The sequence below is a fragment of the Sulfitobacter alexandrii genome (assembly GCF_001886735.1).
Lineage (GTDB): Bacteria > Pseudomonadota > Alphaproteobacteria > Rhodobacterales > Rhodobacteraceae > Sulfitobacter > Sulfitobacter alexandrii.
In genome coordinates this window covers 2765526-2787644 of sequence record NZ_CP018076.1, presented here as the reverse complement: position 1 = coordinate 2787644, position 22119 = coordinate 2765526, and the positions used below count along the sequence as shown (strand labels likewise).

Sequence of the window (22119 nt, the reverse complement as noted above, 5' to 3'; positions counted from 1 at the left end):
CGTTCATCAAGCGGTGCGAGCCACCGTAGACACACGAAGGAGGACTATTAATGAAACGCTTTCTGAGCACAACGGCTGTTGTCGTCGCCCTTTCCACAGGTGCCTATGCCCAGTCGAATACCGCGAACATGGACATGAACGCAGTCGAATTTCAGCAAGGTGATTTTTACGCCAGCGACCTGATCGGCATGCGCGTCTACAACAGCGAGAACGAAGTCGACGCATCCCAGGCCGTGGCCGACGGTGCGGAAACCGAATGGGACGACATCGGCGAGATCAACGACATCATCGTGGCCAAGGACGGTAGCGTCCGCGCCGTGATCCTCGGTGTCGGTGGCTTCCTCGGCATCGGCGAACGCGATGTCGCGATTTCCATGGATGACATCTCCGTGCTGTCCGAAGACGGCGACATGGGTGACCGTTTCCTCGTCGTTTCCACCACCAAGGAAGCGCTGGAAAGCTTGCCCGAATTCGATCGCGACATGAACGATGACGCGATGAACGGCGACACGATGGAGCAGAACGCGGAAGCCACGGCCGAGAACGCCGAGCAGACCGCTGAAAATGCTGCCGAGAACACCGAGCAGATGGCCGAGAACGCTGCTGAGGAGACCGAGCAGATGGCAGAGAACGCCGCTGCCGAGACCGAGCAGGCTGCCGAGAACACCGAGCAGATGGCCGAAAACGCTGCCGAAGAGACCGAGCAGGCCGCTGAAAACGCTGCCGCGGAAACCGAACAGGCCGCCGAGAACGCCGCTCAGGAAACCGAGCAGATGGCCGACAACGCGACCAACGAGATGACCCGCCCGAACTACGAGGTCGAAGGCTACCAGAACGCCGAGATGGCCGAAGTGGAGCAACTTACCTCGGAAGAGATCAACGGGTCCTATGTCTACGGTGCGAATGACGAAACCGTCGGCGAAATCGACAACCTGATGGTTGGCGACGACGGCAAGCTGACCGGCGCCGTGATCAACGTCGGTGGCTTCCTCGGGATTGGCGAAAAGCCGGTTCTGGTTGAATTCGACAAGATTCAAGTGATGAAGAATGCCGATGGCTCCGACTACCGGTTCTACATTGACAGCACCGAAGAGCGTCTCGAAGCACTGCCCGAGTACGAAGACTAAGCATCAGAAACGTGACCGCCTGGTCGGTCATGTGCTTTCGGAAGGCCGCCCCCCTGGGGTGGCCTTTCATCGTTCTGGCCGGTGCGATTGACCTCCCTCCGGGTGACGGTGCCCCAAGCGCGAACTTGCAGGGTGCGCCGCATTTCGCTATGCCGCACCGCAACGCAACCCAGACGGAGAACTTACCATGGCCAGACCCAAGATCGCGCTGATCGGCGCGGGGCAAATCGGCGGTACACTTGCGCATCTTGCGGCGCTGAAGGAACTGGGCGACGTCGTCCTTTTCGACATTTCCGAAGGCGTGCCGGAAGGCAAGGCACTGGACATCGCGGAATCGGGCCCGGCGGGCAAGTTCGACGCGGCCCTGTCGGGCACGCAGGATTACGCCGACATCGCGGGCGCGGACGTCTGCATCGTGACGGCCGGTGTGCCGCGCAAGCCCGGCATGAGCCGCGACGACCTTCTGGGCATCAACCTCAAGGTCATGAAATCCGTGGGCGAGGGCATCGCCCAGCACGCACCTGACGCTTTCGTCATCTGCATCACCAACCCGCTCGACGCGATGGTCTGGGCCCTGCGCGAATTCTCCGGCCTGCCCCACGAAAAGGTCTGCGGCATGGCCGGCGTGCTCGATTCGGGCCGCTTCCGCCACTTCCTCGCGACCGAGTTCAACGTGTCCATGAAAGACGTCACCGCCTTCGTGCTGGGTGGCCACGGCGACACCATGGTGCCGCTGGTGCGCTATTCCACCGTTGCCGGCATCCCGCTGCCCGATCTGGTCAAGATGGGCTGGACCACGCAGGAAAAGCTGGACGCGATCGTGCAGCGCACCCGTGACGGCGGCGCCGAGATCGTCGGCCTGCTCAAGACCGGCTCGGCCTTCTACGCGCCCGCGACCTCCGCCATCGAGATGGCGGAAAGCTATCTCAAGGACCAGAAGCGTGTGCTGCCCTGCGCGGCCTACGTGGACGGTGCCTATGGCCTCGACGGGTTCTATGTCGGTGTGCCCACCGTGATCGGTGCCGGCGGCGTGGAGCGGATCGTCGAGATTTCCATGAACAAGGACGAGCAGTCCATGTTCGACAATTCGGTCAAGGCCGTGAAGGGGCTGGTGGATGCCTGCAAGGGCATCGACGAAAGCCTGGCCTGAACCCTTCCGGAGACGGACTGAAAGGGCGCGCCTTGCCGGGCGCGCCCTTTTGCTTGGCCCTGTGCAGGACGGTGCCGCCGTTCGCGCTGCGCGGGTTTCAGCCCCGAGTCGGCAAGCTGTGATCACGCAAATAATTCGTGTGATCACAAATATGAATTTTGCTTGAAATTTCGGATTTTTCGGGCAGACCGGGACATAAAACCGCGCCCCGGCGCTGCGTGCCCTCGTGACACTCCTGTAAAAAGCGCTATCACTAGGGCAGCCAACGACCGAATAAAGCCAACCACATCAAAGGACCAGCATATGGCCGATGTAAACCGGGGCAACCGCCCGCTGTCACCGCATCTGACGATCTACCGCCCGCAACTGACCTCGATGACCTCGATCCTGACCCGCATCACCGGCAACGCCATGCTGGTGGCGGCGCTGCTGATCGTCTGGTGGTTTCTCGCGGCAGCAACCAGCGTTGAGTATTTCGACACGGTGAACGGTTTCGTGACCAGCTGGTTCGGCGATCTGATCATGGTTCTGAGCGTTCTGGGCCTGTGGTATCACACGCTGGCCGGCATCCGGCACCTGATCTGGGACAACGGCTATGCGCTGGACGTGCCCACCGCCGAAAAGCTGGGCTGGGCCTGCCTGGGCGGTTCGGTCCTGCTGACGGTGCTGACCGTCATTATCGTTTAAGGAGACCCCGATGGCATACATGACAGACCGCAAACGCGCCGTCGGCCTCGGCTCGGCCAAGTCCGGCACCAAGCATTTCTGGGCGATGAAGGTGAGTTCCGTCGCCCTGCTGATCCTGATCCCGCTGTTCGTTTTCACGTTCGGCTCGGCGCTGGGCGGCACCTACGAGGAAATCCTCGCCTACTACAGCCGCCCGACACCCGCCATCATCGCGGCGCTGACGCTGGTGGTCGGCTTCAAGCACTTCAACGACGGCGTGCAGGTTATGATCGAGGATTACGTCCACGGGATCGCACAGAAGATCGCGCTCATCCTGATGACCTGCCTCAGCTACGGCGCGGCGGCGGTTGGCGTTTTCGCCATCGCGCGCCTGGCGCTCTGATCCATTCATTCCCGAGGGGAGACCGAAAATGGCTGCATATGATTACGAAACCCACGAATACGACGTCGTGGTCGTGGGGGCAGGCGGCGCGGGGCTGCGCGCGACACTGGGCATGGCGGAGCAGGGGCTGCGGACGGCCTGTATCTCCAAGGTGTTCCCGACCCGCTCGCACACCGTGGCCGCGCAGGGCGGCATCGCCGCGTCGCTGTCCAACATGGGCCCCGACAACTGGCAGTGGCACATGTACGACACCGTCAAGGGCTCCGACTGGCTGGGCGACACGGACGCGATGGAATATCTCGCCCGCGAGGCGCCCAAGGCGGTCTACGAACTGGAACACTACGGCGTGCCGTTCAGCCGGACCGAGGAAGGCAAGATCTACCAGCGCCCCTTCGGTGGCCATACCACCGAATTCGGTGAAGGCCCCCCCGTGCAGCGCACCTGTGCCGCCGCCGACCGGACGGGACACGCGATCCTGCATACGCTTTACGGCCAGAGCCTGAAGAACAACGCGGAATTCTACATCGAATATTTCGCCATCGACCTCATCATGTCCGACGACGGCGTTTGCCAAGGCGTGCTGTGCTGGAAGCTTGACGACGGCACGATGCACCTCTTCGCGGCCAAGATGGTCGTGCTGGCGACGGGCGGCTATGGCCGCGCCTATTTCAGCGCGACGTCCGCCCACACCTGCACCGGTGACGGCGGCGGCATGACGGCCCGTGCCGGTCTGCCGCTTCAGGATATGGAGTTCGTGCAGTTCCACCCCACCGGGATCTATGGCGCAGGCTGCCTCATCACGGAGGGCGCGCGCGGGGAAGGGGGCTATCTCACCAACTCCGAAGGCGAGCGCTTCATGGAACGCTACGCGCCGACCTACAAGGATCTCGCCTCGCGGGACGTGGTGTCGCGCTGCATGACCATGGAAATCCGCGAGGGCCGCGGCGTGGGCGAGAACAAGGATCACATCCACCTGCACCTCAACCACCTGCCGCCGGAAACCCTGGACCTGCGCCTGCCGGGCATCAGCGAATCCGCGCGCATCTTCGCCGGGGTGGACCTGACCAAGGAGCCGATCCCGGTGCTGCCGACCGTGCACTACAACATGGGCGGCATCCCCACGAACTACTGGGGCGAGGTGCTGGCACCGACCAAGGACAACCCCGACAACGTGTCACCCGGCCTGATGGCCGTGGGCGAGGCGGGCTGCGCCAGCGTGCACGGGGCGAACCGCCTCGGCTCCAACTCGCTCATCGACCTCGTGGTCTTTGGCCGGGCCGCCGCGATCCGCGCCAAGGAAGTCGTGGACGCGAATGCCCCGGTGCCGACCCCGAACAAGCGGTCGGTCGAGGCCGCGTTCAGCCGGTTCGACGGGCTGCGCTATGCCAACGGCCATGTGCCGACCGCGGAACTGCGGCTCGAGATGCAGAAGACCATGCAGCAGGACGCCGCCGTCTTCCGCACCGACAAGACGCTGGCCGAGGGCGAGGAGAAGATGAAGACCGTGGCGAGCAAGCTGGACGACCTGCACGTGACGGACAAGTCGCTGGTCTGGAACTCCGACCTGATGGAAACGCTCGAGCTGACCAACCTGATGCCCAACGCGGTCGCCACGATCACCGCGGCCGCCGCGCGCAAGGAAAGCCGGGGCGCCCACGCGCACGAGGATTATCCCGACCGCGACGACGAGAACTGGCGCAAGCACAGCCTGATCTGGTTCAAGGGCAACGAGGCCTCGCTCGGTTTCCGGGGCGTGCACCTCAAGCCGCTGACCAGCCACAACGAGGGCGGCATCGACCTCAAGAAGATCGCGCCCAAGGCGCGGGTGTACTGACATGCGCCTTGCGGCTCTTGCCCTGTGCATGGTCGGCCTTGCCGCCTGCACCGAAGTGACCGAGGCGGTCGACAGCACGGCCCGCGCGGGCGCCAAGGGGGTGGTGACGGAAACGCTCGCCACCCGCTTCCCGCAGGTGCCCAAGCAGCTGATCACGCCCTTCACCGACTGCATCATCGACTATGCCGATGCGATGGAGGTGCGCGAATTCGCCCGCGCCGCGGTGGTCGGCGTGGACGAGACCACGGTTTCGGTGGTGCGCAACATCCTCGCGCGGCCCGAGACGCGGACCTGCCTGCAGGCCCGCACGCTCGAAGCCGGTCTGAGCTGAGCCATGAACGCCCTGCCGCATCCTGTCTTCGAGCCGGTCGCGGAATCGCTGACCGTCGAGGCGATGCGCGCGGCATTCCGTGCGGCGGACCGGCCCCTGCGGCAAAAGCTGATGGCGGCCCTGCCGCCCGCGGAGGTGCAGTTCGCCGGCGTCCGCATGTATGTCGATCCGCGCGACAATTACACCGACAGGATGATCTGGTTGAATGGCCAGCCCCCCGAGATGAAGTCGCTGATGGCCCTGACCGAAGTGGTCGAGGGCCGGAATGCCTTCGTCCTCGATATCGGGGCGAATTGCGGGGCCTTTGCCGTGCCGCTGGCGCTGGCGGCGGGCCAAGGCAGCAGGGTGATCGCGTTCGAGCCGAACCCGGTGATGATCGGGCGGCTGGGCCACAATGTGCAGTTGAACGGGCTGGGCCACGTGGTCCGGATCGAAGGCTGTGCGCTGGGGGCGGAGCGCGGCGAGGCGACGTTGAACTTTCACGGCAACAATTTCGGCCAGGCCTCGCTGATGCCGGTCAAGCGGCGGTCCCGCCACGGGGGCACCCTGGTGCCGGTGCGCCCGCTGCGCGATTTCGTGGGCGACGCCGAAGGGCACGCCGTTTCGGTCCTCAAGATCGACGTCGAGGGGGCGGAGCCCCTCGTGCTGGGGCCGCTGCTGGACGCCGCGGGCTGGCTGCCCGACGTGATGCTCGTCGAAACCGACCACGCGGCCGACTGGGACCGCGACCTTGTGGGGGAACTGACCGGCCGCGGCTACCGGATCACCCTGCAGGCCGAACAGAACACGCTGTTTGTCCGCGAGGACAGGCAGGCATGAACGCCCCGCGCAGGGGCCCGATTGAAACCGGCGGCGACGCCAGAACAGGAGATGCGATATGGTTCAGCTGACGCTCCCCAAGAATTCCCGCATGACCAGCGGCAAGACATGGCCCAAGCCCGAAGGGGCCAGCAACCTCAAGGAGTTCCACATCTACCGGTGGAGCCCCGACGACGACAAGAACCCGGCGCTGGACACCTATTTCGTCGACCTCGACACCTGCGGCCCGATGATCCTGGACGCGCTGATCAAGATCAAGAACGAGATCGACCCGACCCTGACCTTCCGCCGGTCCTGCCGCGAGGGCATCTGCGGATCCTGCGCGATGAACATCGACGGGATCAACACGCTGGCCTGTACCTACGGCGTGGCCGAGGTGAAGGGCGTGGTGAAGATCTATCCGCTGCCGCACATGCCGGTGGTCAAGGACCTGATCCCGGACCTGACGCACTTCTACGCCCAGCACGCCAGCATCCAGCCGTGGCTGGAGACGGAGACCCCGGCCCCCGCCAAGGAATGGCGCCAGTCCATCGACGACCGCGAGAAGCTGGACGGCCTCTATGAATGCATCATGTGCGCCTGCTGTTCGACGTCCTGCCCCAGCTACTGGTGGAACGGCGACCGCTACCTCGGGCCGGCAGCCCTGCTGCATGCCTACCGCTGGATCATCGACAGCCGGGACGAGGCCACGGGCGAGCGTCTGGACGACCTTGAAGACCCCTTCAAGCTGTACCGCTGCCACACGATCATGAACTGCGCCAAGACATGCCCCAAGGGTCTGAACCCGGCGGCGGCCATTGCCAAGATCAAGAAGCTGATGGTCGAACGGACCGTCTGATCATCATCATCTGAAGGTGTCGGGCGCGCGGCGGGTGGCATGACCCGCCGCGCATCTTATATCAGCCACATGCTTGCACCGATCTTCTTTGTCATCGCGGTGATCGCCGTCGCGATCTATGCCCACCGCCATGCCGACACCCGCAAGTGCCGCTGGCGCGAGGACCGTGCCGGGGCCAAGGGCGCGTTGATGAGATACCATTGCGTGACCTGCGGGGCAGAGGCCTATCGCGCGAACGGCAAGCCAGACAAGTGCCTGGCCGGGTTGGAGAAACCGGGCCTCTGACAGCTTGCCGCCGCGTTTCCCTCGACAGCACGGGGTGAGAACGGGCAGGATCGTCCCCGAAGGGGGAAAGCGCATGTCGGAACATGATTTCAAGGCGGATGTGATCATCGTGGGGGCCGGTCTGGCCGGCATGGTCGCCACGCACGAGGCGGTACTGCGCGGGCGCCGGGTGCTGCTGCTGGATCAGGAGGCGCCGCAGTCGCTGGGCGGGCAGGCGTTCTGGTCGCTCGGCGGTCTGTTCATGGTGGACACGCCCGAACAGCGCAGGCTGGGCATCCGCGACAGCGCCGAGCTGGCGCTGAGCGACTGGATGGGGTCCGCGCAATTCGACCGCGAAGAAGACGCGAATCCCCGCGCCTGCGCCGAGGATTTCATCGACTGGGCGGCGGGGGGCATGCGCCAGTGGTGTCACGATCTGGGCATGCGCTGGTTCCCCGTCGTGGGCTGGGCCGAACGGGGCGGCGCACTGGCGGGCGGGCACGGCAATTCCGTCCCGCGGTTTCATATCACATGGGGCACCGGGACCGGTGTGGTCAGACCCTTCGTCCGGCTGATGACCGACTACGCCGCCGCGGGAAAGATCAGGCTGGCCTTCCGCCACCGCGTGACGGAGCTGGTGACGACCGATGGCCATGTGACCGGGGTGCGCGGCGACGTGCTGGAGGACAGCACCGCCGCGCGGGGCCAAAGCACCTCGCGCAACGTCACCGGGGCCTTCGAACATGCGTCGGAGGCGGTTGTGCTGACCACCGGCGGGATCGGCGGCGACCACGATCTCGTGCGCGCCAACTGGCCCCGCGACCGGCTGGGCGCGCCCCCCGCGCGGATGGTGGCGGGCGTGCCGGACTACGTGGATGGCAAGATGCAGGGCATCGCGGTAGAGGCCGGTGCCGGAACGATCAACACCGACCGCATGTGGCACTACTGCGAGGGCGTCGAGAACTGGAACCCGATCTGGCCCAACCACGGCATCCGCATCCTGCCCGGCCCGTCCTCCCTGTGGTTCGACGCCAAGGGAACGCGGATGCAGGCGCCCTGTCTGCCCGGCTTCGATACGCTGGGGACGTTGCGGCGGATCCTGCAGGCCGGAGAGCACAGCTGGTTCATCCTGACGCAAAAGATCATCGAAAAGGAATTCGCCCTGTCGGGGTCGGAACAGAACCCCGACCTGACCGAGGGCGGCTGGCGCGAGGTGTTGCAGGCGCGGCTGGGCAAGGGTGCCACCCCGGCGGTGGAGGCGTTCAAGCAGAAGGGCCCGGATTTCGTGGTGGCCGACGATCTGGAAACCCTCGTGGCGGGCATGAACCGGCTGACGCCGGAGCATCCGCTGGCGTTGGAGCATATTCGCGCGCAGATCAGGGCGCGCGACCTGCAACTGACCAACCCGTTTTCCAAGGACGCGCAGATCACCGCGATCCGGGGCGCGCGGGCCTATCGGGGCGACAGGCTGATCCGCACCGCCAAGCCGCACGAGATTCTTGATCCGAAGAACGGCCCGTTGATCGCCGTGCGGCTGAACGTCATCACCCGCAAGTCGCTGGGCGGCCTGCACACCGATCGGCAGGGCCGCGTGCTGCGCCCGGACGGGACGGTGCTGCCGGGCCTTTTCGCGGCGGGCGAGGTCTGCGGTTTCGGCGGGGGCGGCTATCACGGGTACAACGCGCTCGAGGGCACCTTCCTTGGCGGTTGCCTGCATTCGGGCCGGATGGCGGGACAGACCGCCTGAGGGTCAGTAGACCCGCTCGGCCTGACCGGTGGTCAGGTCGATCCGCCACATCGCCTCCTGCGTCGGGCAGCACCGCGGCTCACCGGGGCCAAGCATCGTGGTGAGCAGTTGAACCTGCCCGTTCTGGAACTGGTGCGCACGTGGTTCGTGGCCGAACAGACCTGTGACCGGGGCGGCCATCTGCCACCCCGCAGCGCCCCTGCGGAAAATGCCGGAACCGATGGAAACGCTGCCCGCCGAACCGGGAATATGGACATAGGCCACCCCGATGGCCACCTGCGCCTGCGCAGGATCCGCGCTGTCGGGCAGCCAATAGGACGCCTCCATGCTGCCCGTGTTCGACAGGCTGCTCAGCAGCAGCGCGTCAAGGTTGCCCCAGCCGTCCTGCGCGGCGGCGCCGGATGCGGCCAGCAGCAGCGCCAGCAACGGTCCGATGATCCGCATGTCGTTCCCCCCGTGGATGCGTCACCGCCATGATTGCGCCGGGGATGCCGCAATGCAAGGGACCTGACCTTTACTCGGGTCGCGCGCCGGGTCAGGGTCGGGCAGAACCGATCCGGAGATACGCCATGTCCCTTGCCCCGCCCGATGCCGATGCCCGCCGCGCCGTCGCGCCGGTGATCTGCTACCCCGTCGAAAGCCTGCCGCAGCCCGACATGGCGCTTTACACCGCGGCGCGGCAAACCCTGACGAAGGTGGACGAGGTCACGGTCCCGCCGCGCGACGCGGCGACCTTCAGCGTGCCTGCCGGGCATTTCTTCCGCATCACCAGCATCGAGGGGCCGCAGGTGGGCGACCTGAACCTGTGGCACGCCGCCGACCTCACCGAACGGTTCTACAGCGGCAAGACCCGCGCGCTGCACGGCTCCCATATCACCACGGGCCAGCGGATGTGGTCTTCCTTTCCGGGGCTGCGCCCGATGGCCACGATCACCCACGACAGCCTCGGCTGGTATGGCAAGGATGCCTTCGGCGGCTCGGTCCACGACGTGATCGGCACACGCTGCGACCCCTACACCCACAACCTGCTCGCGGGCGGGCAATATCACTACTGCTGCCATTCCAACCTGACCCGCGCGCTGGCGCGGCACCTCGATGTGCCCGTCGCGCAGGCGGAGCCGCACGTGCATGACGTGCTCAACGTCTTCATGTGTACGGGGTTCACCCGCGACACCGGCCAGTATTTCATGAAGGCCAGCCCGGTGCGGCCGGGCGACTACCTCGAATTCGTGGCCGAGATCGACCTCTTGGGCGCGCTCAGCGCCTGTCCGGGGGGCGATTGTTCGTCGGAACATTCATCCGACGTGGCTGCCTGTCATCCGCTGCTGGTCGAGGTCTTTGCCCCGGCGGCGGGCGCGCTCGACGCGTGGGGGCCGCCCCGGCCCAACGGGTACGACCGCAGCCACGGGGCCTGACGCGTCAGGCGAACGCCGCTTCCAGCGCGATTTCCACCATGTCACCGAAACTGCGCTCGCGGTCTTCCGCCGGCAGGGCCTCTCCGGTCTGCAGGTGATCCGATACCGTCAGCACCGCCAGCGCCCGGCGGCCATGACGCGCGGCGAGCGTGTAAAGCTCTGCCGCCTCCATCTCCACGCCGAGGATGCCGTGCCGCATCATCTGTTTGTCCAGATCGGGGCGTTCGGCATAGAACACGTCCGAGGAATAGATGCCGCCCACATGGGTCTTGGCGCCCTTCTTTTCCGCCGCCTCTACGGCGGCCCGCAGCAGCGACCAGTCGGCGGCAGGGGCGAAATTCAATTCGCGGAAAATGCCCGAGGAAGGCGACGTGACGGTGCTGGCGGTCATCGCGATGATCACGTCGCGGATGCCGACCTGCGGCTGCATCCCCCCGCAGGAGCCGATGCGGATCAGGGTCTGCGCGTCGTAATCGCGGATCAGTTCGTTGGCGTAGATCGACAGCGAGGGCATGCCCATGCCGGACCCCTGTATCGTCACCCGGTTTCCTTGCCACGTACCGGTAAAGCCCAGCATCCCGCGCACCTCGTTGACCAGTCTGGCATCCTTCAGAAAGGTCTCGGCGGCCCATTTCGCACGATAGGGATCACCGGGCATGAGAACGGTCTGCGCGATGTCACCGGGTTGCGCGCCAATGTGAATGGTCATCGGGAACTCCTTTTTTGGGCCGGTTCAATGGTACGCCTGCCGCCCGCAGGGGCAAGCGCCAACCGTGGCGCCCCGAACAGACCGCAGGGGAGGATCCCGTCGCAAAAAAGCGGCCCGGTCCGGGGAGGCATGGCTGGAATTATCCGCCGGCGGTATCCGAATGGCCATGCGCACCGGGCGGAATGGCGGGCTCAGATTTCCATGCTGTCGGCAGACGTGCCTTTTTCGATTTCGGCGCGGTACCAATTCGGCTGGCGGCCCTTGCCGGTCCATGTCTGCGACGGATCGGCGGGATTGGCGTATTTCGGTCTCGACACGGTCCGGGCCCCGCCCGATTTGCGGGCTTTGCGCCCGTCGGCACCGCCCCCGGTCAGGTCGTCCAGCGTAAAGCCGAATTCCGCCGCTGCCCTTTCGGCTGCCTTTCGGGCATCGCGCCGTTCGCGGGCCTGTGCCTCGGCCAGCGCCTTTTTCACGTCCGAAAGAAGCTTTTCCAACTCTTTCGTGCTTTTCGATTTGAGGTCCATTTGAATGGTATCCTTCCTTTGGACTGTCTAGTGCCCAAAGGCTTTAACCAAAACGCAATATGATTCCAGCCTCAATTTGTGTCAGGCTATTCGGCTGCAACCGGTGCGGGATCAACCAGGGTCACGATATCAGTCATGATGGTATTCAGTTCGAAATCCTTCGGCGTATAGACGCGCGCCACGCCCATCGCTTTCAGCCTTTTCGAATCTTCCTCGGGGATGATTCCGCCGACAATTACCGGAATATGTCCCAGCCCCGCGTCCCGCATCCTGTTCATCAGGTCCTCGACCAGCGGAATATGCGACCCCGACAGGATCGACAGGCCGACCACGTGCGCCTCGTCGTTGCGCGCGGCCTCCACGATCTCGGCGGGGGTCAGCCGGATCCCCTCGTAGGCGATGTCCATGCCGCAGTCGCGGGCGCGCACCGCGATCTGCTCCGCCCCGTTCGAATGGCCATCGAGGCCCGGCTTACCGACGAGGAACTTCAGCCGCCGGCCAAGGCGGTCGCTGACCGCGTCGACCGCCGCGCGCAGCTCGTCCAGCCCTTCGGTGCGGTTCGACTGGCCCTTGCCCACGCCGGTGGGGCCCCGGTATTCGCCGTGGACGGCGCGCATCTGCTCGGCCCACTCCCCGGTGGTCACCCCGGCCTTCGCCGCCGCGATGGAGGCGGGCATGACGTTCTGCCCGTCCGCGGCCGCCTGCCGCAGATCGGCGAGCGCCTTCCTGACCGCGTCCTCGTCCCGGTCCGCGCGCCATGCGTTCAGCCGGTCGATCTGGTCGGCCTCGGTCGCCGGGTCCACCACGAGAAAGCCGCCGTCCTCGGACATCAGGGGCGACGGTTCGCCATTCTGCCACTTGTTCACGCCGACGACCACCGTCTCGCCCGCCTCGATCCGGCCCAAGCGGTCGGAATTGGAATCCACCAGCCGGCCCTTCATGTATTCGATCGCCGAAATGGCGCCGCCCATTTCATCGAGATTGGCCAATTCCGCGCGCGCGCCTTCTTTCAGCATTTCGACCTTGGCATCGACCGCGGGATTGCCGTCGAACAGATCGTCGAATTCCAGCAGGTCGGTCTCGTAGGCAAGGATCTGCTGCATCCGCATGGACCATTGCTGGTCCCACGGGCGCGGCAGGCCCAATGCCTCGTTCCATGCGGGCAATTGCACCGCGCGGGCGCGGGCCTTTTTCGACAGGGTCACCGCAAGCATTTCGATCAGGATACGGTAGACGTTGTTTTCGGGCTGCTGCTCGGTCAGGCCCAGCGAATTGACCTGCACACCGTAACGGAAACGCCGGTATTTCGGATCTTCGACGCCATACCGCTCGGCGCAGATTTCGTCCCACAAATCGACGAAAGCCCGCATCTTGCACATTTCGGTGACGAAACGGATGCCCGCGTTGACGAAGAACGAGATCCGGCCCACCAGCTTCGGGAAATCCTCTTCGGCGACGCGCGGGCGCAGGGCGTCCAGCACGGCGGTCGCGGTTGCAAGGGCAAAGGCGAGCTCCTGCTCGGGCGTGGCACCGGCTTCCTGCAGGTGATAGGAACACACGTTCATCGGGTTCCATTTCGGCACGTTGGTATAGCAGTACTCGGCCACGTCGGCGATCATCCGGAGCGACGGCGCAGGCGGGCAGATATAGGTGCCACGGCTGAGGTATTCCTTGATGAGGTCGTTCTGGACGGTGCCCTGAAGCTTGGCGATGTCCGCGCCCTGTTCCTCGGCCACCGCGATGTAAAGCGCCAGAAGCCACGGCGCGGTCGCGTTGATCGTCATCGAGGTGTTCATCTGTTCCAGCGGAATCTGGTCGAACAGCGCGCGCATGTCGCCGAGGTGGCTGACCGGGACACCGACCTTGCCGACCTCGCCGCGCGCGAGGACATGATCACTGTCGTAACCCGTTTGTGTGGGCAGGTCGAAGGCCACGGACAGGCCGGTCTGACCCCGTTCGAGGTTCGAGCGGTACAGCGCGTTCGACGCCGAAGCGGTGGAGTGACCGGCATAGGTCCGGATCAGCCAGGGGCGGTCTTTCTGGGTCTCGGTCATCTGTCCATCCTTGAATCAAGCTGGAAATATTCTTGCGTTGGTTCGTGTCTAGAGGAAATTTAATACCTCTGTCAATTCGCTGCAATGCGGCATCCCCGCTTTTGCCGTGCGCCCCGCGCGGCGGTCGAACCCGCAAAGGCTCCTGCGGTTTCATATAGTTATTGTCCTTGCCCCGCCGCCCTGCGACTGTGCGCGCATGACGCAGATCGTGGAACTGCCACTGTGGCTCTTTGTCCTGATATTGCTCTTTGCCGCGGTCACGGCATTGAGCCATCTGCTGTTGCCGTCGGTACGCTGGTTCTTCCGCCTGCGTCTGGAACGCGCGGTCAAGCGCCTGAATACCCGTCTGAAGCGCCCGATCGAACCGTTCAAGCTGGCGCGGCGCCACGACATGATCCAGCGGCTGATCTACGATCCCGGCGTGACCGAGGAAATCGTGAACTACGCCCGCAGGAACGGCGTGCCGGAGAACGTCGCCTTCCAGAAGGCGCAGGAATACGCCCGCGAGATCGTGCCCAGCTTCTCGGCCTTCGCCTATTTCAGCTTCGGTATCCGGGTGGCGCGGCTGCTGGCGAACTGGGTCTACCGGATCAAGACCGCCGACAGCAACGATGCCACCTTCGACGCGATCCCCAAGGATGCCACGGTGGTTTTCATCATGAACCACCGGTCGAACATGGATTACGTGCTGGTCACCTATCTGGCCGCGCGGGATTCGGCGCTTGCCTATGCCGTCGGTGAATGGGCACGGGTCTGGCCACTGAGCTGGCTGATCAAGTCGCTGGGGGCGTATTTCATCCGCCGCCGGTCGCGCGGGGCGCTCTATCGCAAGATCCTTGCGCGCTACGTGCAGATGGCGACAGCCGGCGGCGTCAACCAGGCCATGTATCCCGAGGGCGGGCTGAGCCTGACCGGCGCGCTGCAGCCCCCCAAGCTGGGGCTTCTGTCCTACGTGATCGAGGGGTTCGACCCCGAGGGCGAGCGCGACGTCGTGCTCATGCCCGTCGCCATAAATTACGACCGGGTGCTGGAGGACCGCGTGCTGATCGCCGCCGACCAGCGTGGCGACCGCCGCTTCGGCGCGCGCATCACCGTCGTGCTGGGCTTCATCCTGCGCAAGCTGTGGCAGCGCATCACAGGGCAGGAGACACGGTTCGGCACCGCTGCCGTCGCCTTCGGCGCGCCACTGTCCCTGCGCGGCGCGGGGCCGGGGGCGACGGTTGAGGCACTGTCGGACGAGTTGATGGCGCGGATCGCCGGGGCCATGCCGGTGCTGAGCGTGCCGCTGATCGCCGCCGCGCTGCTGGAGGGCGGACCGATGGACACGGCGGCGCTGCTGAACCGGGCGACCGACATGCTGGAACAGGTGCCGCTGGGCAACAGGGCGGTGGACGCCGGCGAACTCGAAGCCGAACTGCGGCAGGCACTGGAAGGTCTGGGCAACCGGGGGATCGTCCTGAAACAGGGCGCCGAATGGCACATGGACCCCAAGGAGGTGCCGGTGCTGCGCTTCTATGCCAATTCGATCGCCCACCTCGTGCCGGGCGATGCTGCGCTTGCATTCGGCGTTTCTGCGACTGCAAGGTCATAAAATTACAAAAAGGGCCGCTGCGAGGTTGCAATATTGCGCGGGCAGTCATATTCCCATGTGACAAACCGGCGATTCTGCATCGCGGCGCAAGCAACTTTTCGACAGGAGGCCGCCATGGCACTCGACACGACAATCGCGCAATACGACGCACCCGAGAAGGACCTCTACGAGATGGGGGAGATGCCCCCGATGGGTTACGTCCCCAAGCAGATGTATGCCTGGGCCATTCGCCGCGAACGCCACGGTGACCCCGACACCGCGATGGTGCAGGAGGTCGTCGACGTGCCGACCCTCGACAGCAACGAGGTGCTGGTCCTCGTGATGGCGGCGGGCATCAACTACAACGGGGTCTGGGCCGCGCGCGGCGTCCCGATCAGCCCCTTCGACGGCCACAAGCAGCCCTACCACATCGCCGGCTCCGACGCCTCGGGCATCGTCTGGGCCGTGGGCGACAAGGTAAAGCGCTGGAAGGTCGGCGACGAGGTGGTGATCCACTGCAACCAGGACGACGGCGACGACGAATTCTGCAACGGCGGCGATCCGATGTATTCGCCCAGCCAGCGTATCTGGGGCTACGAGACTCCCGACGGCTCCTTCGCCCAGTTCACCAACGTGCAGGCGCAGCAGCTCATGCCGCGACCCAAGCATCTCACGTGGGAAGAGGCGGCCTGCTATACGCTGACGCTCGCCACCGCCTACCGGATGCTGTTCGGCCATGAACCGCATGATCTGAAACCGGGCCAGAACGTGCTTGTCTGGGGCGCGTCGGGCGGTCTCGGCTCCTACGCGATCCAGCTGATCAATACCGCGGGCGCCAACGCCATCGGGGTGATCTCGGACGAATCCAAGCGCCAGTTCGTCATGGACCTCGGCGCCAAGGGCGTCATCAACCGCAAGGATTTCAATTGCTGGGGCCAGTTGCCCACCGTGAACACGCCCGAATACGCCACGTGGTTCAAGGAAGCGCGCAAGTTCGGCGCGGCCATCTGGGAAATCACCGGCAAGGGCAACAACGTGGACATGGTCTTTGAACACCCCGGCGAGGCGACCTTCCCGGTCTCCACCTTCGTAGTCAAGAAGGGCGGCATGGTCGTCATCTGCGCGGGCACCAGCGGGTTCAACCTGACCTTCGATGTGCGCTATATGTGGATGCACCAGAAGCGTCTGCAGGGCAGCCACTTTGCCCACCTCCAGCAGGCGGCGGCGGCGAACAAGCTGATGCTCGAGCGGCGTCTCGACCCCTGCATGTCCGAGGTATTCACATGGGCGGACCTGCCCGAGGCGCACATGAAGATGATGCGCAACGAGCACAAGCCCGGCAACATGTCGGTGCTGGTGCAGGCGCCGACCACCGGCCTGCGTACCTTGGAAGACGCGCTGGAAGCGCGCGGCTGATCCTAAGCCCCGACCACGACGCCCGCGAATCGTTTCGATTTCGCGGGCGTTTTGCTGTGTGCAGGTAACATCGTTGCCGTACAGGCACTTGGCGTCGCGGCCACCCACCATTTCGGGGGAGAAGAAAGACGCGAATACACAGCAATTTTTCACTCATGTTAAGGTTGAGTTAATGATGTGTTAACCATTCGAAAGCGAGTCTGTGCATGCGAAGTGACTGGATTCTGGACGTTCTGGCCGACCTCAAGGCGTATGCAGCATCCTCCAACCTGACCGCCCTTGCGGAACAGCTGGACGATGCCGCGATCCTCGCCCTGGCCGAGATTTCCGCTCTGGAGGAGAGGGCGCAGGAAAGGCTGCATGGTCAAGACGAGACAGATGGATTCCATTCTGGAGGCACTGGAGTGCGCTGACACCCTTGACGGGCTGCAAAGCGCGACAGAGGCGCTGCGCGATCTCATGGGCATCGACCACGTGATCTATCACTGGGTGGATTCCACCGGAGAGCAATACGCCTGCGGCACCTATTCCCGGGCCTGGCAGGAACGATACCTCGAACAGAATTACCTGCGCATCGATCCCGTGGTGATCGGCTGCTACAACCGTTTCCACCCGGTCGACTGGAAGCGGCTCGACTGGTCGTCGAAGGCCTCCCGCGCCTTCATGGCCGAGGCGATCGAATACGGCATCGGCAACCAGGGTCTGTCGATCCCGCTGCGCGGACCGAACGGGCAGTTCGCGCTGTTCACGGTCAACCATACTTCCCCGGACAAGGAGTGGGCCGCCTTCATTGACGATCATCGGCGCGCCCTGATCCTCATGGCGTACTTCCTGAACGACAAGGCGATCGAACTGCAACCCACCCGCCTGTCCGAAACGATCCAGCCCCTGTCGCCGCGGGAGCTTGATGCGATGACGCTGCTGGCGGCGGGCCACAGCCGCGCGCGGGTCGCGGCGCAGCTGCAGATTTCGGAGCACACGCTGCGGGTCTACATCGAAAGCGCGCGGTTCAAGCTGGGGGCGCTGAACACCACGCACGCCGTGGCGCGCGCCCTCAGCCGGGGCCTGATCGTGGTCTAGGGCGCCGGGCATTCGCCCACGGCCATGCGCGGGATTCACTCCAAACCGGCTGATCCGGCTGGCCCCCGCCGGCCCGCTCGCCTAATGTCGGGCCATGACCCAGACCGCCCTTATCTACTCTGACGATCAGGCCACCGCCTACGACGGCGTGGCCGAGATGCTGCGTGGGGCAGGGATCGATCTGGCCGACAGCCTGCTGATGCCCCCGCCGGGCGGGGCCGACCGCGTGATGGCGGTCACCGGCAAGGCGGGATCGGGAAAGACGCTTCTGCTCGCCGAGCTCTACAAGGCGCTCGAGGCTGCCGGAGTCGAGGTCGTGTCGGGCGACTACGAAAGCCGCAAGCGCCGCGACAAGCGCACGCTGGCAATCCTCGCGCCCACCAACAAGGCCGCAAGCGTGCTGCGCCTGCGCGGGGTGCCCGCAACGACGATCCACCGGATCCTCTACACCCCGGTCTACGACCCCGAGTACGAGCGGATCGCGGAATGGCTGGCGGGCAACGGCGACCGGCCCGTGGACGTGGAAGGGCTGACCGAACTGGCGCTGGACCGCGCGGCGGCGTTCTACGCGAACAACAAGTCGATCCCGGGTGCGCTCGCGGCCGCCGGTTTGCGGGGATCGGATTTCATCACCGGGTGGAAACGGCGGGAAGAGCCGCTGGACATCGGTTTCGTCGACGAGGCCTCGATGCTGGACGACAAGCAGTTCGAGGATCTCAAGGAGATTTTCCCGACGCTTCTGCTCTTCGGCGATCCGGCGCAGCTTGCCCCGGTGAACCAGTCCGGCACCATGGTCTTCGAACGGCTGCCCGAGAAGCGGGTGATGAACCTGAACCGCATCTTCCGGCAGGACGCGGACAACCCGATCCTCGACCTCGCCCATGCGCTGGCCGACCCCGACATGGGCTTCGAACAGTTCGAGCGGCTGGTGGAGGAAACCGCCCGCCGCGACGACCGTGTCGTCTGGGGCCAGCGGGTGGAGGTGGACCTGATGGCGCGCAGCCCCGTGCTGGTCTGGCGCAACGCCACGCGCATCCGCCTCATCAATGCCTTCCGGCAGGTGCACGGCGCCCCCGACGACGCGCTGCTCGAGGGGGAGCCGCTGATCTGCGACGGGCTGGAGCTGCCCCTGAAGCACCGCAAGAAACGACTTGATCTCGAGGCGCGGGGCCTGATCAAGGGGGCGCAGGTGATCTACCTCGGCGAAGGCCGCAAGCCCGGTTTCAGCCGTTTGCACGTGATGGGCGCCGAGGATCCGCAGGTGAGTGCCGCCAGCATCGTCAAGATCGAGAAACCGGACGAGGAGGAACCGTTCATCCCCTTTGCCGCGCGCATGGGGGCGACCTTTCTGCACGGGGCGGCGGTGACGATCCACAAGGCGCAGGGGTCGCAGTGGGAAACGGTGCAGGTCTTTGCGCCCGACCTCTACGCCGCCGCGCGCATGGGCCGGATGGAGGCGGGACAACCGCTGTGGAAACGGCTGGCCTACGTGGCGATCACCCGCGCGCAGGAACGCCTGATCTGGGTGGTCCGCAACCGCCTGTCCAAGCCGGGCGGGCCGCTGGTCGTGGACGATCTGCGCAGCCAGCCCGTCGCGCCGCTCTCGCTTGCGGCGACGACGGAGGATCCCGCATGAAGCGCATCATCGTGACCGGCGCCAGTTCGGGCATCGGCCGTGCCACGGCCGAACTGTTCGCGGAAAACGGCTGGCGGGTGGGCCTGATCGCGCGGCGCGCCGACGCGCTGGCGGAGATCGCCGCGCGCCATCCGAACGCCGTTCCCCTGCCGGCCGACGTGACCGATCCCGCCGCCATGGCCCGCGCCTTCGACGCGTTCGGGCCGCTGGACGTCCTGTTCAACAACGCAGGCATCTTCGGACAGGCCGGCTCGATCGACGAGATCCCGCTGGAGGACTGGCAGCAGGTGGTGGGAGTGAACCTGCATGGCATGTTCATCGCCGCCCGGCTCGCCTTCGGCGCGATGCGCGCGCAGGGCGGCGGACGGATCATCAACAACGGGTCGCTCGCCGCGCATGTGCCGCGCCCCGGCTCGGTCAGCTACACGACCACGAAACACGCCATCACCGGCCTGACCCGATCCCTGTCGCTGGACGGGCGGCCCTACAATATCGCCTGCGGCCAGATCGACATCGGCAACGCCGAAACGGACATGATCGCCATGCTCCGCAAGGGCGAGCCGCAGATGGAGACGATGGATGTCGCCCATGCGGCCGCCTCCGTGCTGCACATGGCAGGGCTGCCGCTGGACGCCAACGTGCAGTTCATGACGGTGATGGCGACCCGGATGCCCTTTATCGGGCGGGGCTAGCGGCGCAGCGCGGTGAAGATGGCCGAGGCGCCCCAGCCCGCGCCGATGGCGATGATCAGCGACATCACACCGTAGAGAAAGGCGTTCTCGCGCGACAGGTTGAACAGCCAGCGCTCCAGCCCGACCTTGCGCACGTCGATGACGGTGTCGTACTTTGCCACGACCTCTCCGCCGCGTGTCAGGAAGATGCGCGTGGCATAGTCGCCCTCGGTGAGGGCGGCAGGCAGGCGCACCGCCGCGCGGAACAGCGTGTCCTCGTCCAGTTTTACGCCTTCCTCGATGACCTGGTACTGGTCCGTCCGGGTGCGGATGCGGATCAGCGCCTCGGTGAACAGGGCGGCATTGGCGATGTTCATCGGGGCCCCCACGGACCGGATCGCCCGGGGGATGGAGATCTTGTGCCGCAGGTCCTCCACCCGTGTCAGCACTTCGTTCAGCGGGGCCGAGGTCACGACGGCGTAGTAGCTGGGCGCACGATCCACCTCGACCGCGTCGGTGTTGATCCAGATGCCGAAACGCCGCTCCTTGCGCCGCACCAGAACCGGTTTGGACGGCCCCGATACGGTGACGATCACGCCCAGCTTGCCGCCTTCGGGCGGGGGGGCGTCCCGCTTCACCGCGCCATAGACCAGAATTTCGGAGCCGTCGAAATTGGTGGAGATGGACACTTCGGCCTGGCTGAGGCCCAGCACGATCTCCTCCGCCCGCGCGGGGTGCGCGGCCAGCAGGATCAGGGCGGCGAGGGCATGGAACAGGCGCGTCATACCGCCCCCACCGGTCCGATGGAATAAAGCTCGGCAGGCTCCAGCAAGAGGTCGAGCCCCAGTTTGCCGCACACGCCCAGCACCAGCAGCGCCAGCAGGATGCGCAACTGCTCGGCCTTCATCTTGACCCCGATCCGGGTGCCCAGCTGCGCACCCAGCACGCCGCCGATCAGCAGCAGCACGGCCAGAACCACGTCCACGGTATAGTTCGTGGTGGCGTGCAGCATGGTGGTAAAGGCGGTGACGAAGATGATCTGGAACAGCGAGGTGCCGATCACCACCTTGGTCGGCATCCCCAGAAGGTAGATCATCGCGGGCACCATGATGAAGCCGCCGCCGACCCCCATGATCGCGGCGAGGACACCGACCAGCACACCCACCATCAGGGGCGGAATGACCGAGATATAAAGGCCCGAGACGCGAAAGCGCATCTTGAACGGCAGACCGTGCACGCGGCTGTGCTTCTTTCGCGCCGGCGGCTTGCCGGATTTGACGCTGCGGATGGCGCGCAGCGATTCCACGAACATCAGCGCCCCAATGATGCCCAGAAAGACGACGTAGAACAGCCGGACGAGCAGGTCCACCTGGCCCAGCGATCTGAGGTAATTGAACAGAAGGATACCGAAGGCCGCGCCGACAAGGCCCCCGATCAGCAGCACCGTGCCCATGCGCAGATCGACCGTCCGTCGCCTGAAATGCGCCAGCACCCCCGAAAAGGACGAGGCGACGATCTGCGTCGCGCCCGTGGCGACCGCGACGGCGGGCGGAATGCCGATGAAGAAAAGGAGCGGCGTCAGAAGAAAGCCGCCGCCCACGCCGAACATGCCCGACAGAATCCCGACCAGCCCGCCAAGCCCGAGCACGAGGAAGGCGTTGACCGAGACTTCGGCGATGGGCAGGTAGATTTGCATGGGCTCCATTAGCGCAGGTCCCGGCGCGAAATCAACTGCGCCCGCTGCTGTGCAGCAATGAGGACCGATGAATTGCGATGAACTGGCCATATGTGCGGCAGGGCACCGACCGCCGCGATCTGCGCCACCCTGCCGAGGCGTCCCGATGGGCCGCCCGTGTTCACCCAGC

The 22119-nt window shown here is 65.3% G+C and carries 23 protein-coding genes; 17 read left to right on the top strand and 6 right to left on the bottom strand.

All coding sequences use genetic code 11. The annotated features are described in order from the left end of the window. The first annotated feature begins 50 nt into the window (after positions 1–50). The 10 genes from BOO69_RS13710 (at position 51) to BOO69_RS13665 (ending at position 9179) form a co-directional block, all read left to right on the top strand. On the top strand, positions 51–1127 hold the full coding sequence (locus BOO69_RS13710; protein WP_071972673.1) for a PRC-barrel domain-containing protein: 1077 nt from the start codon (positions 51–53) through the stop codon (positions 1125–1127). A 187-nt stretch (positions 1128–1314) separates the two neighbouring features. After that, on the top strand, positions 1315–2277 hold the full coding sequence (mdh, locus tag BOO69_RS13705) for a malate dehydrogenase (RefSeq protein ID WP_071972672.1): 963 nt from the start codon (positions 1315–1317) through the stop codon (positions 2275–2277). 303 nt (positions 2278–2580) lie between these two features. Then, a complete protein-coding gene (sdhC, locus tag BOO69_RS13700) occupies positions 2581–2964 on the top strand; it encodes a succinate dehydrogenase, cytochrome b556 subunit (protein ID WP_071972671.1) in 384 nt (127 codons plus the stop codon). A 10-nt stretch (positions 2965–2974) separates the two neighbouring features. Then, complete coding sequence (gene sdhD / locus BOO69_RS13695) at positions 2975–3346, top strand: succinate dehydrogenase, hydrophobic membrane anchor protein (RefSeq protein WP_071972670.1); 372 nt, start codon at positions 2975–2977, stop codon at positions 3344–3346. Between the two features lie 28 nt (positions 3347–3374). Then, positions 3375–5180 carry a succinate dehydrogenase flavoprotein subunit gene (sdhA, locus tag BOO69_RS13690; RefSeq protein ID WP_071972669.1) on the top strand — a complete coding sequence of 602 codons (1806 nt, stop codon included), beginning with the start codon at positions 3375–3377 and terminating at the stop codon, positions 5178–5180. A 1-nt stretch (position 5181) separates the two neighbouring features. Beyond that, a complete protein-coding gene (locus tag BOO69_RS13685) occupies positions 5182–5511 on the top strand; it encodes a hypothetical protein (protein WP_071972668.1) in 330 nt (109 codons plus the stop codon). 3 nt (positions 5512–5514) lie between these two features. Next, positions 5515–6330 (top strand): FkbM family methyltransferase, encoded by an 816-nt coding sequence (locus BOO69_RS13680; RefSeq protein WP_071972667.1) that lies wholly within the window; start codon positions 5515–5517, stop codon positions 6328–6330. Between the two features lie 58 nt (positions 6331–6388). Continuing rightward, positions 6389–7168: a succinate dehydrogenase iron-sulfur subunit gene (locus tag BOO69_RS13675; RefSeq protein WP_071972666.1), complete on the top strand. Its 780-nt coding sequence runs from the start codon at positions 6389–6391 to the stop codon at positions 7166–7168. A gap of 39 nt (positions 7169–7207) precedes the next feature. Next, entirely contained in the window at positions 7208–7453 is a 246-nt protein-coding gene (locus tag BOO69_RS13670) for a hypothetical protein (RefSeq protein WP_237267467.1), read from the top strand. A gap of 73 nt (positions 7454–7526) precedes the next feature. Beyond that, on the top strand, positions 7527–9179 hold the full coding sequence (locus tag BOO69_RS13665; protein WP_071972665.1) for an FAD-binding dehydrogenase: 1653 nt from the start codon (positions 7527–7529) through the stop codon (positions 9177–9179). A gap of 3 nt (positions 9180–9182) precedes the next feature. Here the strand turns inward: BOO69_RS13665 and BOO69_RS13660 are convergent, their stop codons facing one another. After that, entirely contained in the window at positions 9183–9623 is a 441-nt protein-coding gene (locus BOO69_RS13660; protein ID WP_071972664.1) for a hypothetical protein, read from the bottom strand. A gap of 125 nt (positions 9624–9748) precedes the next feature. On the opposite strand from BOO69_RS13660, the gene BOO69_RS13655 reads away from it, so the two are divergent. Next, entirely contained in the window at positions 9749–10594 is an 846-nt protein-coding gene (locus BOO69_RS13655; RefSeq protein WP_071972663.1) for an urea carboxylase-associated family protein, read from the top strand. A gap of 4 nt (positions 10595–10598) precedes the next feature. On the opposite strand, the gene deoD is transcribed toward BOO69_RS13655, so the two are convergent. The 3 genes from deoD to BOO69_RS13640 all read right to left on the bottom strand — a co-directional run bounded on the left by deoD (position 10599) and on the right by BOO69_RS13640 (position 13881). After that, positions 10599–11303: a purine-nucleoside phosphorylase gene (gene deoD, locus BOO69_RS13650; RefSeq protein WP_071972662.1), complete on the bottom strand. Its 705-nt coding sequence runs from the start codon at positions 11301–11303 to the stop codon at positions 10599–10601. 191 nt (positions 11304–11494) lie between these two features. Next, positions 11495–11827 carry an H-NS histone family protein gene (locus BOO69_RS13645; protein ID WP_335743923.1) on the bottom strand — a complete coding sequence of 111 codons (333 nt, stop codon included), beginning with the start codon at positions 11825–11827 and terminating at the stop codon, positions 11495–11497. 86 nt (positions 11828–11913) lie between these two features. Further along, positions 11914–13881 (bottom strand): protein meaA, encoded by a 1968-nt coding sequence (locus tag BOO69_RS13640; protein WP_071972660.1) that lies wholly within the window; start codon positions 13879–13881, stop codon positions 11914–11916. 196 nt (positions 13882–14077) lie between these two features. Here BOO69_RS13640 and BOO69_RS13635 point away from each other — a divergent pair, with 196 nt between their 5' ends. The 6 genes from BOO69_RS13635 to BOO69_RS13615 all read left to right on the top strand — a co-directional run bounded on the left by BOO69_RS13635 (position 14078) and on the right by BOO69_RS13615 (position 20275). Then, a complete protein-coding gene (locus BOO69_RS13635; RefSeq protein WP_071972659.1) occupies positions 14078–15472 on the top strand; it encodes a 1-acyl-sn-glycerol-3-phosphate acyltransferase in 1395 nt (464 codons plus the stop codon). A gap of 114 nt (positions 15473–15586) precedes the next feature. Next, complete coding sequence (gene ccrA / locus BOO69_RS13630; RefSeq protein WP_071972658.1) at positions 15587–16867, top strand: crotonyl-CoA carboxylase/reductase; 1281 nt, start codon at positions 15587–15589, stop codon at positions 16865–16867. Between the two features lie 206 nt (positions 16868–17073). Next, complete coding sequence (locus BOO69_RS23075; RefSeq protein WP_156874932.1) at positions 17074–17280, top strand: hypothetical protein; 207 nt, start codon at positions 17074–17076, stop codon at positions 17278–17280. Beyond that, positions 17228–17947: a helix-turn-helix transcriptional regulator gene (locus tag BOO69_RS13625; protein WP_071972657.1), complete on the top strand. Its 720-nt coding sequence runs from the start codon at positions 17228–17230 to the stop codon at positions 17945–17947. Before BOO69_RS23075 ends, BOO69_RS13625 begins: the two co-directional genes overlap by 53 nt. A gap of 94 nt (positions 17948–18041) precedes the next feature. Beyond that, positions 18042–19583 carry an ATP-dependent DNA helicase gene (locus BOO69_RS13620; RefSeq protein ID WP_071972656.1) on the top strand — a complete coding sequence of 514 codons (1542 nt, stop codon included), beginning with the start codon at positions 18042–18044 and terminating at the stop codon, positions 19581–19583. Then, positions 19580–20275, top strand: a complete 696-nt coding sequence (locus BOO69_RS13615) for an SDR family oxidoreductase (protein ID WP_071972655.1) — start codon at positions 19580–19582, stop codon at positions 20273–20275. Before BOO69_RS13620 ends, BOO69_RS13615 begins: the two co-directional genes overlap by 4 nt. Here the strand turns inward: BOO69_RS13615 and BOO69_RS13610 are convergent. Beyond that, positions 20272–21039 (bottom strand): TIGR02186 family protein, encoded by a 768-nt coding sequence (locus tag BOO69_RS13610; RefSeq protein ID WP_071972654.1) that lies wholly within the window; start codon positions 21037–21039, stop codon positions 20272–20274. The genes BOO69_RS13615 and BOO69_RS13610 overlap by 4 nt on opposite strands. Further along, the gene (locus tag BOO69_RS13605; protein ID WP_071973830.1) at positions 21036–21950 is read right to left on the bottom strand and encodes a sulfite exporter TauE/SafE family protein; all 915 of its coding nucleotides are present in this window, start codon (positions 21948–21950) and stop codon (positions 21036–21038) included. Before BOO69_RS13605 ends, BOO69_RS13610 begins: the two co-directional genes overlap by 4 nt. Between the last annotated feature and the right edge of the window lie 169 nt (positions 21951–22119).

Coding starts and splice junctions, on each gene's coding strand:
- sdhD (WP_071972670.1), top strand. CDS start 2,975: ATGGCATACATGACAGACCGCAAACGCGCCGTCGGCCTCGGCTCGGCC.
- BOO69_RS13615 (WP_071972655.1), top strand. CDS start 19,580: ATGAAGCGCATCATCGTGACCGGCGCCAGTTCGGGCATCGGCCGTGCC.
- BOO69_RS23075 (WP_156874932.1), top strand. CDS start 17,074: ATGCGAAGTGACTGGATTCTGGACGTTCTGGCCGACCTCAAGGCGTAT.
- sdhA (WP_071972669.1), top strand. CDS start 3,375: ATGGCTGCATATGATTACGAAACCCACGAATACGACGTCGTGGTCGTG.
- BOO69_RS13660 (WP_071972664.1), bottom strand. CDS start 9,623: ATGCGGATCATCGGACCGTTGCTGGCGCTGCTGCTGGCCGCATCCGGC.
- BOO69_RS13675 (WP_071972666.1), top strand. CDS start 6,389: ATGGTTCAGCTGACGCTCCCCAAGAATTCCCGCATGACCAGCGGCAAG.
- BOO69_RS13655 (WP_071972663.1), top strand. CDS start 9,749: ATGTCCCTTGCCCCGCCCGATGCCGATGCCCGCCGCGCCGTCGCGCCG.
- BOO69_RS13645 (WP_335743923.1), bottom strand. CDS start 11,827: ATGGACCTCAAATCGAAAAGCACGAAAGAGTTGGAAAAGCTTCTTTCG.
- BOO69_RS13685 (WP_071972668.1), top strand. CDS start 5,182: ATGCGCCTTGCGGCTCTTGCCCTGTGCATGGTCGGCCTTGCCGCCTGC.
- BOO69_RS13605 (WP_071973830.1), bottom strand. CDS start 21,950: ATGCAAATCTACCTGCCCATCGCCGAAGTCTCGGTCAACGCCTTCCTC.
- BOO69_RS13710 (WP_071972673.1), top strand. CDS start 51: ATGAAACGCTTTCTGAGCACAACGGCTGTTGTCGTCGCCCTTTCCACA.
- deoD (WP_071972662.1), bottom strand. CDS start 11,303: ATGACCATTCACATTGGCGCGCAACCCGGTGACATCGCGCAGACCGTT.
- mdh (WP_071972672.1), top strand. CDS start 1,315: ATGGCCAGACCCAAGATCGCGCTGATCGGCGCGGGGCAAATCGGCGGT.
- ccrA (WP_071972658.1), top strand. CDS start 15,587: ATGGCACTCGACACGACAATCGCGCAATACGACGCACCCGAGAAGGAC.
- sdhC (WP_071972671.1), top strand. CDS start 2,581: ATGGCCGATGTAAACCGGGGCAACCGCCCGCTGTCACCGCATCTGACG.
- BOO69_RS13610 (WP_071972654.1), bottom strand. CDS start 21,039: ATGACGCGCCTGTTCCATGCCCTCGCCGCCCTGATCCTGCTGGCCGCG.
- BOO69_RS13620 (WP_071972656.1), top strand. CDS start 18,042: ATGACCCAGACCGCCCTTATCTACTCTGACGATCAGGCCACCGCCTAC.
- BOO69_RS13670 (WP_237267467.1), top strand. CDS start 7,208: ATGACCCGCCGCGCATCTTATATCAGCCACATGCTTGCACCGATCTTC.
- BOO69_RS13680 (WP_071972667.1), top strand. CDS start 5,515: ATGAACGCCCTGCCGCATCCTGTCTTCGAGCCGGTCGCGGAATCGCTG.
- BOO69_RS13640 (WP_071972660.1), bottom strand. CDS start 13,881: ATGACCGAGACCCAGAAAGACCGCCCCTGGCTGATCCGGACCTATGCC.
- BOO69_RS13665 (WP_071972665.1), top strand. CDS start 7,527: ATGTCGGAACATGATTTCAAGGCGGATGTGATCATCGTGGGGGCCGGT.
- BOO69_RS13625 (WP_071972657.1), top strand. CDS start 17,228: ATGGTCAAGACGAGACAGATGGATTCCATTCTGGAGGCACTGGAGTGC.
- BOO69_RS13635 (WP_071972659.1), top strand. CDS start 14,078: ATGACGCAGATCGTGGAACTGCCACTGTGGCTCTTTGTCCTGATATTG.